Source organism: Bradyrhizobium rifense, assembly GCF_008123425.1.
GTDB classification, from domain to species: domain Bacteria; phylum Pseudomonadota; class Alphaproteobacteria; order Rhizobiales; family Xanthobacteraceae; genus Bradyrhizobium; species Bradyrhizobium rifense.
The window spans coordinates 74,844-88,984 of sequence record NZ_VSSS01000076.1 but is presented as its reverse complement, the minus strand read 5'-3'; the positions used below and the strand labels follow the sequence as shown (position 1 = coordinate 88,984).

The 14,141-nt window shown below is 64.9% G+C and carries 11 protein-coding genes and 1 pseudogene; 10 read left to right on the top strand and 2 right to left on the bottom strand.

What is annotated here, in order from left to right; genetic code table 11:
• The first annotated feature begins 644 nt into the window (after nucleotides 1-644).
• Together ilvD and FXB40_RS41015 are read left to right on the top strand one after the other, a co-directional pair.
• Nucleotides 645-2,369 (top strand): dihydroxy-acid dehydratase, encoded by a 1,725-nt coding sequence (gene ilvD, locus FXB40_RS41020; RefSeq protein WP_148777959.1) that lies wholly within the window; start codon nucleotides 645-647, stop codon nucleotides 2,367-2,369.
• On the top strand, nucleotides 2,356-3,180 hold the full coding sequence (locus FXB40_RS41015) for a tetratricopeptide repeat protein (RefSeq protein ID WP_148777958.1): 825 nt from the start codon (nucleotides 2,356-2,358) through the stop codon (nucleotides 3,178-3,180). Before ilvD ends, FXB40_RS41015 begins: the two co-directional genes overlap by 14 nt.
• Nucleotides 3,181-3,193: 13 nt before the next feature.
• Here the strand turns inward: FXB40_RS41015 and xth are convergent, their stop codons facing one another.
• Nucleotides 3,194-3,991 (bottom strand): exodeoxyribonuclease III, encoded by a 798-nt coding sequence (gene xth, locus FXB40_RS41010; protein WP_148777957.1) that lies wholly within the window; start codon nucleotides 3,989-3,991, stop codon nucleotides 3,194-3,196.
• A gap of 134 nt (nucleotides 3,992-4,125) precedes the next feature.
• Here xth and FXB40_RS41005 point away from each other — a divergent pair, with 134 nt between their 5' ends.
• Nucleotides 4,126-6,456 carry a hybrid sensor histidine kinase/response regulator gene (locus FXB40_RS41005; protein ID WP_148777956.1) on the top strand — a complete coding sequence of 777 codons (2,331 nt, stop codon included), beginning with the start codon at nucleotides 4,126-4,128 and terminating at the stop codon, nucleotides 6,454-6,456.
• Nucleotides 6,457-6,464: 8 nt separating this feature from the next.
• Here the strand turns inward: FXB40_RS41005 and erpA are convergent, their stop codons facing one another.
• The gene (gene erpA, locus FXB40_RS41000) at nucleotides 6,465-6,794 is read right to left on the bottom strand and encodes an iron-sulfur cluster insertion protein ErpA (protein ID WP_148777955.1); all 330 of its coding nucleotides are present in this window, start codon (nucleotides 6,792-6,794) and stop codon (nucleotides 6,465-6,467) included.
• A 136-nt stretch (nucleotides 6,795-6,930) separates the two neighbouring features.
• On the opposite strand from erpA, the gene FXB40_RS40995 reads away from it, so the two are divergent.
• From FXB40_RS40995 to FXB40_RS40965, 7 genes and pseudogenes are all read left to right on the top strand, one after another.
• Nucleotides 6,931-8,139, top strand: coding sequence for a deoxyguanosinetriphosphate triphosphohydrolase (locus FXB40_RS40995; protein WP_148777954.1), 1,209 nt, complete (start codon nucleotides 6,931-6,933; stop codon nucleotides 8,137-8,139).
• 9 nt (nucleotides 8,140-8,148) lie between these two features.
• Nucleotides 8,149-9,939 carry an arginine--tRNA ligase gene (argS, locus tag FXB40_RS40990; RefSeq protein WP_148777953.1) on the top strand — a complete coding sequence of 597 codons (1,791 nt, stop codon included), beginning with the start codon at nucleotides 8,149-8,151 and terminating at the stop codon, nucleotides 9,937-9,939.
• A gap of 143 nt (nucleotides 9,940-10,082) precedes the next feature.
• Nucleotides 10,083-11,630 carry an SPOR domain-containing protein gene (locus FXB40_RS40985; protein ID WP_148777963.1) on the top strand — a complete coding sequence of 516 codons (1,548 nt, stop codon included), beginning with the start codon at nucleotides 10,083-10,085 and terminating at the stop codon, nucleotides 11,628-11,630.
• A gap of 246 nt (nucleotides 11,631-11,876) precedes the next feature.
• Nucleotides 11,877-12,107: pseudogene (locus tag FXB40_RS50595) on the top strand (glycoside hydrolase family 3 N-terminal domain-containing protein); the annotation flags it as partial.
• Nucleotides 12,108-12,115: 8 nt separating this feature from the next.
• Nucleotides 12,116-12,955, top strand: coding sequence for a segregation and condensation protein A (locus FXB40_RS40975; protein WP_148777951.1), 840 nt, complete (start codon nucleotides 12,116-12,118; stop codon nucleotides 12,953-12,955).
• 21 nt (nucleotides 12,956-12,976) lie between these two features.
• Entirely contained in the window at nucleotides 12,977-13,726 is a 750-nt protein-coding gene (gene scpB, locus FXB40_RS40970; RefSeq protein ID WP_187437488.1) for an SMC-Scp complex subunit ScpB, read from the top strand.
• Between the two features lie 169 nt (nucleotides 13,727-13,895).
• Nucleotides 13,896-14,132 carry a twin-arginine translocase TatA/TatE family subunit gene (locus tag FXB40_RS40965; RefSeq protein WP_092028685.1) on the top strand — a complete coding sequence of 79 codons (237 nt, stop codon included), beginning with the start codon at nucleotides 13,896-13,898 and terminating at the stop codon, nucleotides 14,130-14,132.
• Nucleotides 14,133-14,141 lie beyond the last annotated feature (9 nt).

Sequence of the window (14,141 nt, the reverse complement as noted above, 5' to 3'; positions counted from 1 at the left end):
GCTGTGCGGTTTTCTCTGCGCTACATTTCGCGCAGCGGACCGCGGGTGCTAGCTGGCACCCGGCCTTCCCTGCGCCCTCTTGGATGAGAGGGTGGAGAGATCAAGCAAAGCTCGGGCGAGATAAAGCCGCGAGGCCGCGAAGGCGTATCTGCGATTCAAAATGCAAACCGAAAGAGCGAAGCTGCCGCCTCACACTCCGTCATTGCGGCGAGCGCAGCGAAGCAATCCAGACTGTCACCGCGGAAAGATTCTGGATTACTTCGCTGCGCTCGCAATGACGGCGAGGGAGTAGGGGCGACTCACTCGCGGTACGCCGCTCAGCACCGAAATTGGGACGCGCCGCTCGTGCCACAAAATCTCCAGTTGTGGATTGTCATCTCGGCGAGGGTAACACTGTAGGCTTTTCCGTGTCCTCTGAGCCACTTTTGTGCTCTCCAGGCAACATTCCCGTGCGATTTGACCGTTATCGCAGTCCGTTCGCATCGGCGCCGCTTTTTGGCCACACCCGAACATGAATAAAATCACTCTAATGTTTTCAGGGGCTGGGCTGGTCCCTTGCAGGCGGCGGGAAATCCCAAGGTCGATTCAAATCTTGGGTCTGATGTTCCGGGTCTGACAAGGGTTAGCCAAGGAAACTGGTCGCGATGGACGCCAAGACCAACATCAAGCAGAGGCTGCCGAGCCGTCACGTGACGGAAGGCCCTGCGCGCGCGCCCCACCGGTCCTACTTCTACGCCATGGGTCTGACCACCGAGCAGATCCACCAGCCCTTCGTCGGCGTCGCCTCGTGCTGGAACGAGGCCGCCCCCTGCAACATCTCCCTGATGCGCCAGGCGCAAGCGGTCAAGAAGGGCGTGGCATCCGCCGGCGGCACGCCCCGCGAATTCTGCACCATCACCGTCACCGACGGCATCGCCATGGGCCATGACGGCATGCGCTCCTCGCTGCCGTCGCGCGAATGCATCGCCGATTCCGTCGAACTGACCGTGCGCGGCCACGCCTATGACGCCCTCGTTGGCCTTGCCGGCTGTGACAAGTCGCTGCCGGGCATGATGATGGCGATGGTCCGCCTCAACGTGCCCTCGATCTTCATCTACGGCGGCTCGATCCTGCCCGGCAATTTCCGCGGGCAGCAGGTCACCGTGCAGGACATGTTCGAGGCCGTCGGCAAGCACTCGGTCGGCGCCATGTCGGACGAGGACCTCGACGAAATCGAGCGCGTGGCGTGCCCCTCGGCGGGCGCCTGCGGTGCGCAGTTCACCGCCAACACCATGGCGACCGTCTCCGAGGCGATCGGCCTGGCGCTGCCTTACTCGGCCGGTGCTCCGGCACCGTATGAAATCCGCGACGCCTTCTGCATGACCGCGGGCGAGAAGGTGATGGAGCTGATTGCGTCCAATCTCCGGCCGCGCGACATCGTCACGCGCAAGGCACTGGAGAATGCGGCCGCCGTGGTTGCCGCCTCCGGCGGCTCGACCAATGCTGCACTGCACCTGCCGGCGATCGCGCACGAGTGCGGAATCAAGTTTGATCTGTTCGACGTCGCCGAAATCTTCAAAAAGACACCTTATGTCGCGGATTTGAAGCCGGGCGGCCGTTATGTCGCCAAAGACATGTTTGAAGTAGGTGGCATACCGCTTCTGATGAAGACGCTGCTCGACAACGGATTTCTCCACGGTGACTGCATTACCGTCACCGGTCGAACGATCGCCGAAAACCTCAAGAGCGTGAAGTGGAATCCGCACCAGGACGTGGTGCACCCGGCAGACAAGCCAATCACCGTCACGGGCGGTGTGGTCGGTCTGAAGGGCAATTTGGCGCCAGAAGGTGCGATCGTGAAAGTCGCGGGAATGTCCAACCTCAAGTTTACCGGTCCGGCCAGGTGCTTCGACCGCGAGGAGGATGCTTTCGAGGCGGTCCAGAAGCGCACCTACAAGGAAGGCGAAGTCATCGTCATCCGCTACGAGGGCCCCAAGGGCGGTCCCGGCATGCGGGAGATGCTCCAGACCACCGCAGCGCTGACCGGCCAGGGCATGGGCGGCAAGATCGCGCTCATCACCGACGGCCGCTTCTCCGGCGCCACCCGCGGCTTCTGCATCGGCCATGTCGGGCCCGAGGCAGCCATCGGCGGCCCGATCGGGCTGCTCGAGGACGGCGACATCATCGAGATCGACGCCGATAACGGGACCCTTAACGTAAAATTGAGCGACGCCGAGCTCGCCCAGCGCAAAACCAAATGGAGCGCTCGCGCGACTAACCACACGACGGGCGCGCTCTGGAAATATGCCCAACAGGTTGGACCAGCGGTCGGGGGGGCAGTGACCCATCCGGGCGGCGCGCACGAGAAGCAGTGCTATGCGGACATCTAGGCGTACCATTGTTGCGTTTGTGTTGGGGGCTACCGCGCTGGCTGCGCCGGCGCTCGCCTTCGACGGCGCGCCGGTCAACCAGAAGGATGCGACCATCCCGGTCGTGACCACCTTGCCCGGAGCCGCAGGCGCGGTGCGCAAGTCGGCGCCTCCGGTCGCGCCCCAGGAAACCTCGCTCAGCGCTCTGCAATATGCCGCCGAGGGCGGTCACCCGATCGCGCAGTGGAAGCTCGGCCGCATGTACGCCAATGGCGACGGCGTGGCCCAGGACGATGTGCGCGCGTTTGATTATTTCACCCGGATCGCGAATGCGCATGCCGAGGACAGCCCGTCGGCGCCGCAGGCGCAGGTCGTGGCCAACGCCTTCGTCGCGCTCGGCCGCTACTATCTGAGCGGCATCCCGAACTCGAAGATCAAGGCCGACCCGGATCGGGCGCGGGAGATGTTCTCCTATGCGGCCTCCTATTTCGGCAATGCGGATGCCCAGTACGATCTCGCCCGGCTCTATCTGAAGACGCCGGACGCCTCGCGCGAGGATTTCCGCTACGGCGCGCGCTGGCTCGGCCTCGCCGCCCAGAAGGGCCAGCATGAGGCCCAGGCGCTGCTCGGGCAGATGCTGTTCAACGGCGACCGCCTGCCGCGGCAGGCCGCGCGCGGCCTGATGTGGCTGACCTTGGCGCGCGACAGCGCCGGCACCGACGAGACCTGGATCAAGGAAAACTACAACCGCGCCTTCGCCAAGGCGTCGGATGACGATCGCGCCATGTGCCTGCAAATGCTGGAACAGTGGGTGCAGGGCCGCCGCGAGTAATCCGGCGAGGCGGCTACGCCGCCTCCAGATCCAGATCAGCCCACACCGGCACGTGGTCCGACGGCTTCTCCCAGGCCCGCACATAGCTGTCGATGCCGACATTGGCGAGCTTATCGCTGGCCTGCGGCGACAGCAGCAGATGGTCGATGCGCAGGCCCTGGTTCTTCTGCCAGGCTCCGGCCTGGTAGTCCCAGAAGGTGTACAGCCCGGGCTCGTCGGTCACGGCCCGCAGGGCATCGGTCAGGCCGAGGCCGAGCAGGGACTGAAAACTCTCGCGCGTCTCGGGCTTGAACAGGGCGTCCTCGGTCCAGGCGGCGGGATTGTGGACGTCGCGGGCGTGCGGAATGACGTTGAAGTCGCCTGCGAGGATCAGCGGCTCCTCGGTCTTAAGGCGCTCCTTCGAATACTCAAGAAGCCGCGACATCCATTTGAGCTTGTAGGGGTATTTCTCGGTCCCGACTGGGTTGCCATTGGGCAGATAGAGACAGGCGATGCGCAGCACCCCGCGCTTAAGCGTCACCACGCCCTCGAGGAAGCGGGCGTGCGCATCCTCGTCGTCGCCGGCAAGCCCCGACTTGGTCTCGTCGAACTTGAGCTTGGAGAGCAGCGCCACGCCGTTGAACGTCTTCTGCCCGTGGGTCACCACGTTGTAGCCGAGCGCCTCGATCTCCAGCCGCGGGAAGGCCTCGTCGACGCATTTGATCTCCTGCAGGCAGACGACGTCCGGCTGGCACTCCTTCAGCCAGGTCAGCAGGAGGTCGATCCGCTGCCGGACCGAATTCACGTTCCAGGTGGCAACTCTGATGGGCATGTTGGCGGGCTCCGGGCAGGGGCCATGGTTAGAACAAAATGCAAACGTGCCCGTCAAGGACGCCGCAAAATCTCCCACAAAATTAACCCGGCTTAAGCCGGCCCCGGGCCATTGATACCGAAAAGGTTTTTCGAATGGGATGGCCGGACAAATCCACGACGCCAAGCGAGCCGCGCGACGGCCTGACCGGCGCGTTCCTGTACTGGCTCGGCGGCTTCGAGATCGAGGACGGCCTCACCGCCGATCTCAGCGAGCGCGAGCTGCGCCGCATCCGCGCCAAGCAGATCGACGCGGTGACGCGGGCCATCCCGCTGACGATGTCCGTCACCATGCTCAATGTCGCCATCGTGCTGATCCTGTTCTGGGGCCGAGGCTGGAACGATTTCCTCGCGATCTGGGGCATGACGCTTGCCGTCACCGCCTCGCTCGCGGTGCGCGCGTGGCGGCGCGCGCAGCAGAATCCGCCGCAGGAAGCGTCACGCCGCGCGACGCGGCAAATGCTGCGACAGGCGTTTTTCCTCGCCGCGATCTGGGGCACGCTGCCGCTCGCTTTGTTCAGCCGGGTCGGGCCGACCAGCCAGTTGATCCTGGCCTGCCTGATGGTCGGCATGATGTCCGGCGGCGCCTTCACGCTGTCCACGTTTCCGCGTGCAGGCCTCGTCTATCTCGCGACCATGACAATCGCCTGCGCCGGCGCGATGCTGTTGTGCGGTGCTGCTCCGTATGCCCTGACCGCGGTGTTCCTGCTGCTGTTCGCGTTCTTCATGGCGCGCAACATCGTCTCGCAGGGCAACCTGTTCCTCGGCAACCTCAAGGCCCAGCTCGAGCTCGAACGCCAGACCGAGATCATCTCGCTGCTGCTGAAGGATTTCCAGGAGAACGCCAGCGACTGGCTGTGGCAGACCGATGCCGAAGGGCATCTCACCGATGTGCCGCAACGCTTCGCCGACGTCGCGCAATTGCCGCTTCCGCTGCTGAAGGGATCGCTCTTCGCCGATGTGCTCGACATGCTGTGCCCCGAAGACCAGGCGGCGGCCTACAACGTCGTCGGCCTGATGGAGCACGCCGAGCCACTGCACGAGATGAATCTCAAGGTCGTTGCGGGCGGCGAGGGGCGGCTGTGGTCGCTGACCGCAAAGCCAGCCTATGACCGCGACGGGCAATTTTTGGGCTATCGCGGCTTCGGCCGCGACGTCACCGAGCGCTGGCGTGCCGAAAAGGCCGAAGCCGAGAGCCGCGCGAAGTCGGATTTTCTCGCCGTGATGAGCCACGAGATCCGCACGCCCATGAATGGCGTGCTCGGACTTGCCAGCATGCTGCTCGAAACAAAACTCGATCCGGAGCAGCGTGAGGCCGTCACCACGATCCGCGAGTCCGGTGACAACCTCCAGCGCATCCTCAACGACATCCTCGATCTCTCAAAGCTCGAGGCCGGGCGCTTCGCGTTCGAGGCGATAGACTTTGCGCCGCAGACGTTGGTCGAGACGGTCGCGACCGTGGTGCGCGCAAGCGCCAAGAGCAAGGGGCTCGCGGTCAAGGTCGAGCTCGATCCGAATTTGCCGCCGACGCTGCGTGGCGACGTCGCGCGCATCCGCCAGGTGCTGCTCAATCTCGCCTCCAACGCGGTGAAGTTCACCGACCAAGGCGAGGTGACGATCAAGGCCATTTGCCAGGCGCGCCGCGATCTGCTCGCGACCGTCGAATGGACCGTGACCGACAGCGGCATCGGCATTGCGCCCGAGAAACTCGGGCAGCTGTTCTCGGATTTCGCCCAGGCCGATGCCTCGATCAGCCGCCGCTTCGGCGGCACTGGCCTCGGTCTTGCGATCTCACGGCGCATCATCGAGCAGATGGGCGGCACCATCGGCGTCACCTCGACGCCGGGCGAGGGCTCGACCTTCCGCTTCACGCTGGTGCTGCCGTGGAGCCAGGCGCAGGCGTCCAATCAGGACGCGGGCCGCGATGAAGCCGACGATCTCAAGGCTCGCATTGCGAGCCTCGACCGGCCGCTGAGGGTGCTGGTCGCCGAGGACGATGCCGTCAATCGCATGGTCGTCAGCAAGATGCTCGGTGCCTTCGAGGTCGAGCTGCGAGTCGTTGCCGACGGCGTCGAGGCCGTCGCGGCTGTCGCCGAAGGCGATTACGACATCGTGCTGATGGACGTGCGCATGCCCGAGATGGATGGCCTTGCCGCGACCCGGGCGATCCGCGCGGAAGGCGGGCGCTTCAAGACCCTGCCGATCATCGCGCTGACCGCCAACGCATTCCCCGAAGACGTCAAGATCTGCCGCGAGGCCGGCATGTCTGACTTCCTGGCCAAGCCATTACGGAAGCCCGCGCTGGCCGCGGCCCTGCTGCGCGGGCTGGACGGTCACGTGATGGCAGAGGACGCGCCGCTCCAGCCAGATCTGATGCCGGTCGACGTGGAGTGGACGGACGAGGAAAGGCAGATGACCGGGGCCTAAAGCGCCCGTCAGATCGAGAAGCTGGTCCCGCAGCCGCAGGACGCTGTCGCGTTGGGATTGTTGACGCGGAACGAGGCGCCGATCAGGTCGTCGACGAAGTCGACCTGGGAGCCTGCCAGAAACGGCTGCGAGGCGGAATCGACCAGCACCACCGCGTTCGCCTGCTCGATCACGAGATCGTCGTCGGTGCGGTCGCGGTCGATGTCGAACTTGTACTGGAAACCGGAGCAGCCGCCGCCCTCGACGGAGATGCGCAGCATCGCGCCTGTGCCTTCGCCCTTGAGGATCTCCCCAATCCGGCGCGCGGCGCGGTCACTGATGGTCACGTCAGTCGTCATGGCTCGTCTCCGATAGGCCCGCAGTCATACCAAATTCACTTGGCAGATTCACTTGGCCAATTCATTTGGTATCCCGCGTCCGGCATAGTTAAGTGCAAGGATACGCAGAATCAAATGGATAGGGACTAAATTCGTCGTGTCCGTCGGAATGGCTGCCCCCCGCGCGCCCTATGCCTGCGACCCCGAGCGCAGCCGCGGCCGGCTGGTCGCCGAGCCGCCGAGCCGGACCCGCAGCCCGTTCCGGCGGGATTGCGACCGGGTGATCCATTCCACCGCGTTTCGCCGCCTGAAGTACAAGACCCAGGTGTTCGTGTTCCACGAGGGGGACCATTACCGCACCCGGCTGACCCATTCGCTGGAGGTGGCACAGATCGCCCGCGCGCTGGCGCGCCAGCTTGGGCTGGACGAGGATCTCACGGAAACCCTGGCGCTCGCCCACGATCTCGGGCATCCGCCGTTCGGCCATGCCGGCGAGCGGGCGCTGGATGCCTGCCTGAAGGATTTCGGCGGCTTCGACCATAACGCCCAGGCACTCCGCGTCGTCGGCTCCCTGGAGCACCGCTATCCCGAGTTCGACGGGCTGAACCTGACCTGGGAGTCGCTCGAGGGCATCGTCAAGCACAACGGCCCGTTGACCGATCGCAGCGGCGCGCCGGTCGGGCGCTACCGCGAGCACGGCATTCCCGTCGGCATCGCCAATTATATCGAGACCTACGATCTCGAACTCTGGAGCTTCGCCTCGCTGGAAGCACAGGTTGCGGCGATCGCCGACGATATCGCCTACGACGCCCACGACATCGACGACGGTCTGCGCGCCGGCCTGTTCCATCTCGACGATCTCAAGGTCATGCCGCTCACGGCGGAGATCATCGCCGAGACATCGGCGCATTATCCCGAGCTCGAAGACGTCAGGCGCGGGGCTGAGCTGGTGCGCGAGCTGATCTCGCATCTGATCGGTGCGGTATTCGCGGAGGCGCAGAAGAACGTCGCTGCGGTCAGGCCGCAATCGGCCCAGGACGTGCGCCAGCAGAGCCGGGCGCTGATCGCGTTCCCCGCCGAGGTCGCCGAGGAAGAGGCCGCCATCAAGCACTTCCTCTACCAGCATATGTATCGCCACAAGCGGGTGATGCGGGTGATGGCGGAGGCGGAACAGATCCTGTTCGACTTGTTCGCCAAGTACCTGACATCGCCGGCCGACCTGCCGCCGGAATGGCTGGTCGGGGCGGAGGCGGACGACGAGGGCGACCGGGCCCGCCGGATCGGCAATTTCATTGCCGGAATGACCGACCGTTTCGCCCTGACCGAGCACCAGCGGCTCTTTGACTCGACCCCGGATTTGCGTTAGGCGGCGCCCATGCCCGACACATCCTCAGCACCGCATTTGTTCGCCGACGTACTCGCACGCGTGCACGCCGCCTGCCGCGCGCTGGCGGCGGAAGCCAACTGGCCCGAGGGCATCGATTTCTCGCGCGTGGTGGTCGAGCCGCCGCGCGACGCCTCCCATGGCGACATGGCGACCAACGCCGCCATGGTGCTCGCGAAAGAGGCAAAGGCGAAGCCGCGTGATCTCGCCGAGCAGATCGCCGAGCGGCTCCGCGCTGATGCGCTGATCGCCAAGGTCGATGTCGCCGGCCCCGGATTCATCAACCTGACGCTGATACCCGCCGCATGGGCGGAGGCACTGCGGACGGTGCTGCGCGAGGGCGCTGATTACGGTCGTGTCCGCGGCGGCTCCAAGGTCAATGTCGAATACGTCTCGGCCAATCCGACCGGACCGATGCATGTCGGCCATTGCCGCGGCGCCGTGTTCGGCGACGCGCTGGCGAGCCTGCTTCAGTTCGGCGGCCACGACGTCACGCGCGAGTATTATATCAACGATGCCGGCGCGCAGGTCGATGTGCTCGCTCGTTCCGCGTTCCTGAGGTACCGCGAGGCGCTCGGCGAAGACATCGGCGCGATCCCGGAAGGCCTCTATCCGGGCGACTATCTGAAGCCTGTCGGTGCGGCGCTGGCGAAGGAGCACGGCGACAAGCTCCTCGCGATGACCGAGGCGCAATGGTTGCCGACAGTCCGGGCCAAGGCGATCGCGATGATGATGGACGAGATCAAGGGCGATCTCGCCGCGCTCAACATTCGCCACGACGTATTCTTCTCGGAGCGCTCGCTGATCGAGACCGGCAACAACAAGGTTGCCGAGACCATCTCGTTCCTGCAGGCCAAGGGTGACATCTATGAAGGCCGCCTGCCGCCGCCGAAGGGCGCGCCGGTCGAGGACTGGGAAGACCGCGAGCAGCTGCTGTTCAAGGCGACCGCTTACGGCGACGATGTCGACCGTCCGCTGATCAAGTCGGACAATTCCTACACCTACTTCGCCTCCGACATTGCCTATCACAAGAACAAGTTCGACCGTGGTTTTGCGGAGATGATCGACGTCTGGGGCGCCGATCATGGCGGCTACATCAAGCGCATGCAGGCGGCGGTGAAGGCGACGACCTCCGGCAAGGGCGCGCTCGACGTCAAGATCGTCCAGCTCGTGAAGTTGCTGCGCAATGGCGAGCCGGTGAAAATGTCCAAGCGGAGCGGGGACTTCGTCACCTTGCGTGAGGTGGTGGATGAAGTCGGCCAGGACGCCGTCCGCTTCATGATGCTCTACCGCAAGAACGACGCGGTACTCGACTTCGACCTCGCCAAGGTGATGGAACAGTCGCGCGACAACCCTGTATTCTACGTCCAGTACGGCCACGCCCGCGGCCATTCGATCTTCCGCAACGCCCGGGCCGAAGTGTTCCCGGAACTCCCCGAGGATGCCCGCAAGCGGATTGCCTGGCTCAGTGAGTCGGCCGTGGAGCGGCTGTCCGACCCTGTTGAGCTCGACCTTCTCAAGCGCCTAGCAATTTATCCGAGGATGCTGGAAGCTGCCGCTGCGGCGCATGAGCCGCACCGAATTGCGTTCTATCTCTATGACTTAGCGAGCGAATTTCACGCACTTTGGACGAAGGGGCGCGATTTGCCCTATTTACGCTTCATTATCAATAATGATGCAGATCTAACGAAGGCGCGGCTGGCCATGGTCCAGGGCGTCGTCTCTGTCCTGGCATCGGGCCTCGCCATCCTCGGCGTCCATGCTCCGGACGAGATGCGGTAGTTTGGGGCGAACTACTTAAGGGGAATAATATTGGGGGTACCGGCAGAAGCCGGATCGCTTAGACTTGGTTGAAAGCCTTGTGGGTCGAAAGCCGCGCCTTGGTCGAGGGGCGCGCGGCTTTCCCGAAGGGACGCATCATCACGATGGCCGATCGATATCACGACAGACCGTTTCATTCCGACGACTATGGCCGCGGCGCCGACCAGCATGGGAAGGCGGAAAACGATCCCTTGGCCGAGCTCGCCCGCCTGATCGGGCAGACCGATCCCTTCGCGGCACAGGGCCGCCCGGGTGCGCGGCCGGCAGCAGCGCCAGCGCAGACTTATCAGGACGAAGATTATTCGCAGGATGGCTATCAGCAGGACTATTCCGAGCAGGCAGCAGCGCCTCAGCCGGGGCCGCCGTCATGGATGCGGCGCGCCAACGTGCAACCGCAGCCGGCGCCCGAGCCTGACTATCCCGTCGCCGTGAAGCCCGTTCATCCGCTGCATCGCTATTCAGCCCAGCCGGCGGCGCCGGAGCCTGAGTTTCATCAGTCGCAGGCCCATCAGGACCGCGCCTACCAGGATCAGGCTTACCAGGAGCAAGCCTACCATCAGGAGCAAGCCCAGGAGCAAGCCTACGAGGCGCCGTACGAGCAGCCCGATCCGGCACGTTACGATGATGCGCTCTACGGGCGGCTCGAGTCGGGCGAGCAGGATTTTCAGCGTGAGCCGGCCTATCCGGACGATCCTTACGCGTTCCAGAGCGACTATCCCGAGGCCGATCTCGACGAACCCAGGAAATCGCGCGGCGGCATGATGACGGTCGCCGCGATCCTCGCGCTGGCCGTGGTCGGAACTGGTGCGGCCTTCGCCTACAAGACCTATGTCGGATCGCCCCGCAGCGGCGAGCCGCCGATCATCAAGGCCGACAACACGCCGACCAAGATCGTGCCGGCGCCGTCGGACTCCTCGGCCAAGGTACCCGATCGCATGGCGAGCGGCGACGGCAGCGAGAAGATCGTGCCGCGCGAGGAGGCGCCTGTCGACGTCAATGCCAAGGCGGCCGGTCCGCGCGTGGTGTTTCCGCCGCTGAACCAGAATGCGAACCCGCCGCCGGTTGCGAGCGTGTCGCCGTCCAACATTCCGCCGCCGAATGTCGGTCCGGTCCCGAGCAACGGGACGATGCCGAACAGTGCGCCTCGCTCGATCAAGACCGTGGCTGTGAAGGGTGACCAGACCGACAGCGCCGTGCCGCAGGGCGCCGCACCGCCAGCAGCCAAGCCGGCCGCGCCGCCGAAGCCGGTTGCTGCACCGGCCGCGCCGCGTACGCCGCCGACCTCGGCCAATGCCAGCGCCAACCAGCCGCTCTCGCTGGCGCCGCAGGCCGAGCCGCCGCAGCGAATGGCTGCGACTAATCCGACCCAAATTGCACCCGCGCCCAGCGGCGGTGGCGGCTTCGTCGTCCAGGTTTCCTCGCAGCAGAGCGAGGATAGCGCCGCCGCATCCTACCGGGTGCTGCAGAGCAAATATGGCAGCGTTCTCGGCGGCCGTTCGCCGGTCATCAAGCGCGTCGATCTAACCGATAAGGGCAAGGGCATCGTCTATCGCGCCTTCGCCGGACCGTACGGCTCGGCCGACGAGGCGGTGCAGGCCTGCAACAATCTGAAGTCGGCTGGCCTGCCGTCCTGCTTCGTCCAGAGGAATTAGCGGCCGTTTCCTTGACCCCCTCCCGGGGCAGGGTTAATCGGCCCTATGAGCACGCGGGCCTTCAATACCGGCGTATCCGGAACGGATCTGACCGCCGCCGAGCGGGCGTCTGGCCGTCGAGGATGCCCATGGGACTTCATTCCCTTCAGGCGCAGCATCGAAATTTCGACGCAAGTCACGGTGCCGCTTCAGGAATTGACGGTCGCGGGGGTGACTGCGGCCAATCTCGGCGGTCTCAGCATTCCCGTGGATGGCGCCGCCGACCCCGCCCATCCGGTGACGACTTCTGCGACAATGATCGCTCAGGTGATTCGCAGCGCAGTCGGGTTCCAGGGTTTGTTAATGAGTGATGACGTGCCGATGAACACGCTGGCGGGAGGCATCGCCGAGCGAATTCGCGCCATGTTCGCGGCCGGCTGCGACACGACGCTTCACAGCAATGACAATGCGGAACTGGACGCATTGACCGCAACCACGGCATCCGCATGAGCGCAGAAATCCTATCGTTTGAAACCGGGCGGCCCGCGGAGCTGGCCGAGGGCGAGCCGGCGTTGGTGGTCGACGTCGAAGGCTATGAGGGCCCGCTCGATCTCCTGCTCGCGCTGGCGCGACAGCAGAAAGTCGATCTCGCCAAGATCTCGATCCTGGCGCTGGCCGACCAGTACCTCCACTTCATCGAAGCCGCGCGAAAGATCCGGCTCGAGCTTGCGGCCGATTATCTCGTGATGGCCGCCTGGCTTGCCTTCCTGAAGTCGCGCCTGCTGCTGCCGGAGCCGCCGAGCGCGGAAGGTCCGAGCGCCGAGGAAATGGCAACTGCGCTCGCCAACCGTCTGCGCCGCCTGGAAGCCATTCGTGAAGCCGCCAACCGGCTGATGAACCGGCAGCAATTGCTGCGCGACATTTTTCCGCGTGGCGAGCCCGAGCAGATCGCCGAGATCCGGCATCCGAAATATACGGCGACGCTGTACGACCTGCTCACGGCCTATGCATCGCAGCGTCAGTCGCGCGTGCTGGCGAGCGTGCATCTGGCCAAGCGCACGGTGTGGTCGCTCGCCGAGGCGCGCGCCACGCTGGAACGGCTGGTCGGCAGCATCAGCGAACAGGACGACTGGGGCGTGCTCGACGATTTCCTGGTCCGTCACGTCGCTGATCCGACGCAGCGCGCGACGGTGTTCGCCTCAAGCTTCGCCGCTGCGCTCGAGCTGGTGCGCGAAGGTCAGCTCGAGCTGAATCAGAAAGAAGCGTTTGCGCCCATCTATTTCCGGAAGGGGCGTCCTAAACCGGTTCCGGACGCAGCTCCTGCGCCCGATGCACCGGTCGCTTAAGTGCAAGAAGGAGAAGCTGCCATGGCTTTGGCGGAAGTTCGCGTAGAAGAGGTCGAGCCGATGGAGAACGAGCCCCAGGCACGTCCGGAAGAACTGCGGCTGCTGGAAGCGCTGCTGTTTGCTTCGAATGAACCGCTGGATACCGCGACGCTGGCCAAGCGCATGCCCGAGGGCGTCGACGTCAAGGCTGCGCTCGAGCAGCTCCAGGCCGACTACTCCTTGCGCGGCGTGAACCTCGTGCGGGTCGCCAACAAATGGACGTTCCGCACCGCCGGCGATCTCGCCTGGCTGATGACACGTGAGAGCACCGAGACCCGGCGCCTGTCGCGTGCCGCGATCGAGGTGCTGGCGATCATCGCCTATCACCAGCCGGTGACGCGCGCCGAGATCGAGGAAATCCGCGGCGTCGTCACCTCCAAGGGCACGCTCGACGTGCTGCTGGAGACCGGCTGGATCAAGCCGCGCGGCCGCCGCAAGACGCCCGGCCGTCCCTTGACCTTCGGAACCACCGAGGACTTCCTGTCGCAGTTCACCCTGGAACAGCTTGGCGATCTGCCGGGCCTGGAGGAGCTGAAGGGCACGGGCCTGCTGGATTCGCGGCTGCCGACCGGCTTCAGCGTGCCGACGCCGTCGGATGATCCGCAGCTGCGCGAGGACGAGGACCCCCTGGAACCGGGCGAGGACCTCGATCTGGCCCTGGCGCCTGCGGTCGAGCCCGAGACGCCGCCGGAAGGCGGCCATGAGGGTGGTGAGGGCGGGAGCGAGGAGTGATCCTCCGGTCCCTCTACGGGCCGCCTGCGACCAGTTAACACTAGGCAAGATTACGTAGCGCCAACAGCGAATTGGCGCTGCCTTGGTCCTTGTTTTTGAGGCCTGCGAAGCCTAGGTTTCGGTGAAGATCGGCCGGGGTCCCGGCGATGCGCGTTTGGAGGGTTGCAGGATGGGTTCTCTTAGCATTTGGCACTGGATCTTGGTGATCGCAGTGGTCCTGCTGCTGTTCGGCCGTGGCAAGATTTCGGATCTGATGGGCGACGTGGCGCAGGGCATCAAGGCCTTCAAGAAGGGCATGCAGGACGACGACAAGGTCGCCGACAAGCCGGCCGAGCCGTCCAAGTCCATCGAGCACAATGCGGCGCCGACCGCGGCGCGATCCGACGTCGGCAGCAAGGCCGTCTGAGCCAGGAGC

Excerpts from the sequence above, each read along its gene's own strand:
- erpA (WP_148777955.1), bottom strand. The coding sequence starts at position 6,794 with ATGACGACTGACGTGACCATCAGTGACCGCGCCGCGCGCCGGATTGGG.
- FXB40_RS40985 (WP_148777963.1), top strand. The coding sequence starts at position 10,083 with ATGGCCGATCGATATCACGACAGACCGTTTCATTCCGACGACTATGGC.
- xth (WP_148777957.1), bottom strand. The coding sequence starts at position 3,991 with ATGCCCATCAGAGTTGCCACCTGGAACGTGAATTCGGTCCGGCAGCGG.
- scpB (WP_187437488.1), top strand. The coding sequence starts at position 12,977 with ATGGCTTTGGCGGAAGTTCGCGTAGAAGAGGTCGAGCCGATGGAGAAC.
- FXB40_RS41005 (WP_148777956.1), top strand. The coding sequence starts at position 4,126 with ATGGGATGGCCGGACAAATCCACGACGCCAAGCGAGCCGCGCGACGGC.
- FXB40_RS41015 (WP_148777958.1), top strand. The coding sequence starts at position 2,356 with ATGCGGACATCTAGGCGTACCATTGTTGCGTTTGTGTTGGGGGCTACC.
- FXB40_RS40975 (WP_148777951.1), top strand. The coding sequence starts at position 12,116 with ATGAGCGCAGAAATCCTATCGTTTGAAACCGGGCGGCCCGCGGAGCTG.
- argS (WP_148777953.1), top strand. The coding sequence starts at position 8,149 with ATGCCCGACACATCCTCAGCACCGCATTTGTTCGCCGACGTACTCGCA.
- FXB40_RS40965 (WP_092028685.1), top strand. The coding sequence starts at position 13,896 with ATGGGTTCTCTTAGCATTTGGCACTGGATCTTGGTGATCGCAGTGGTC.
- ilvD (WP_148777959.1), top strand. The coding sequence starts at position 645 with ATGGACGCCAAGACCAACATCAAGCAGAGGCTGCCGAGCCGTCACGTG.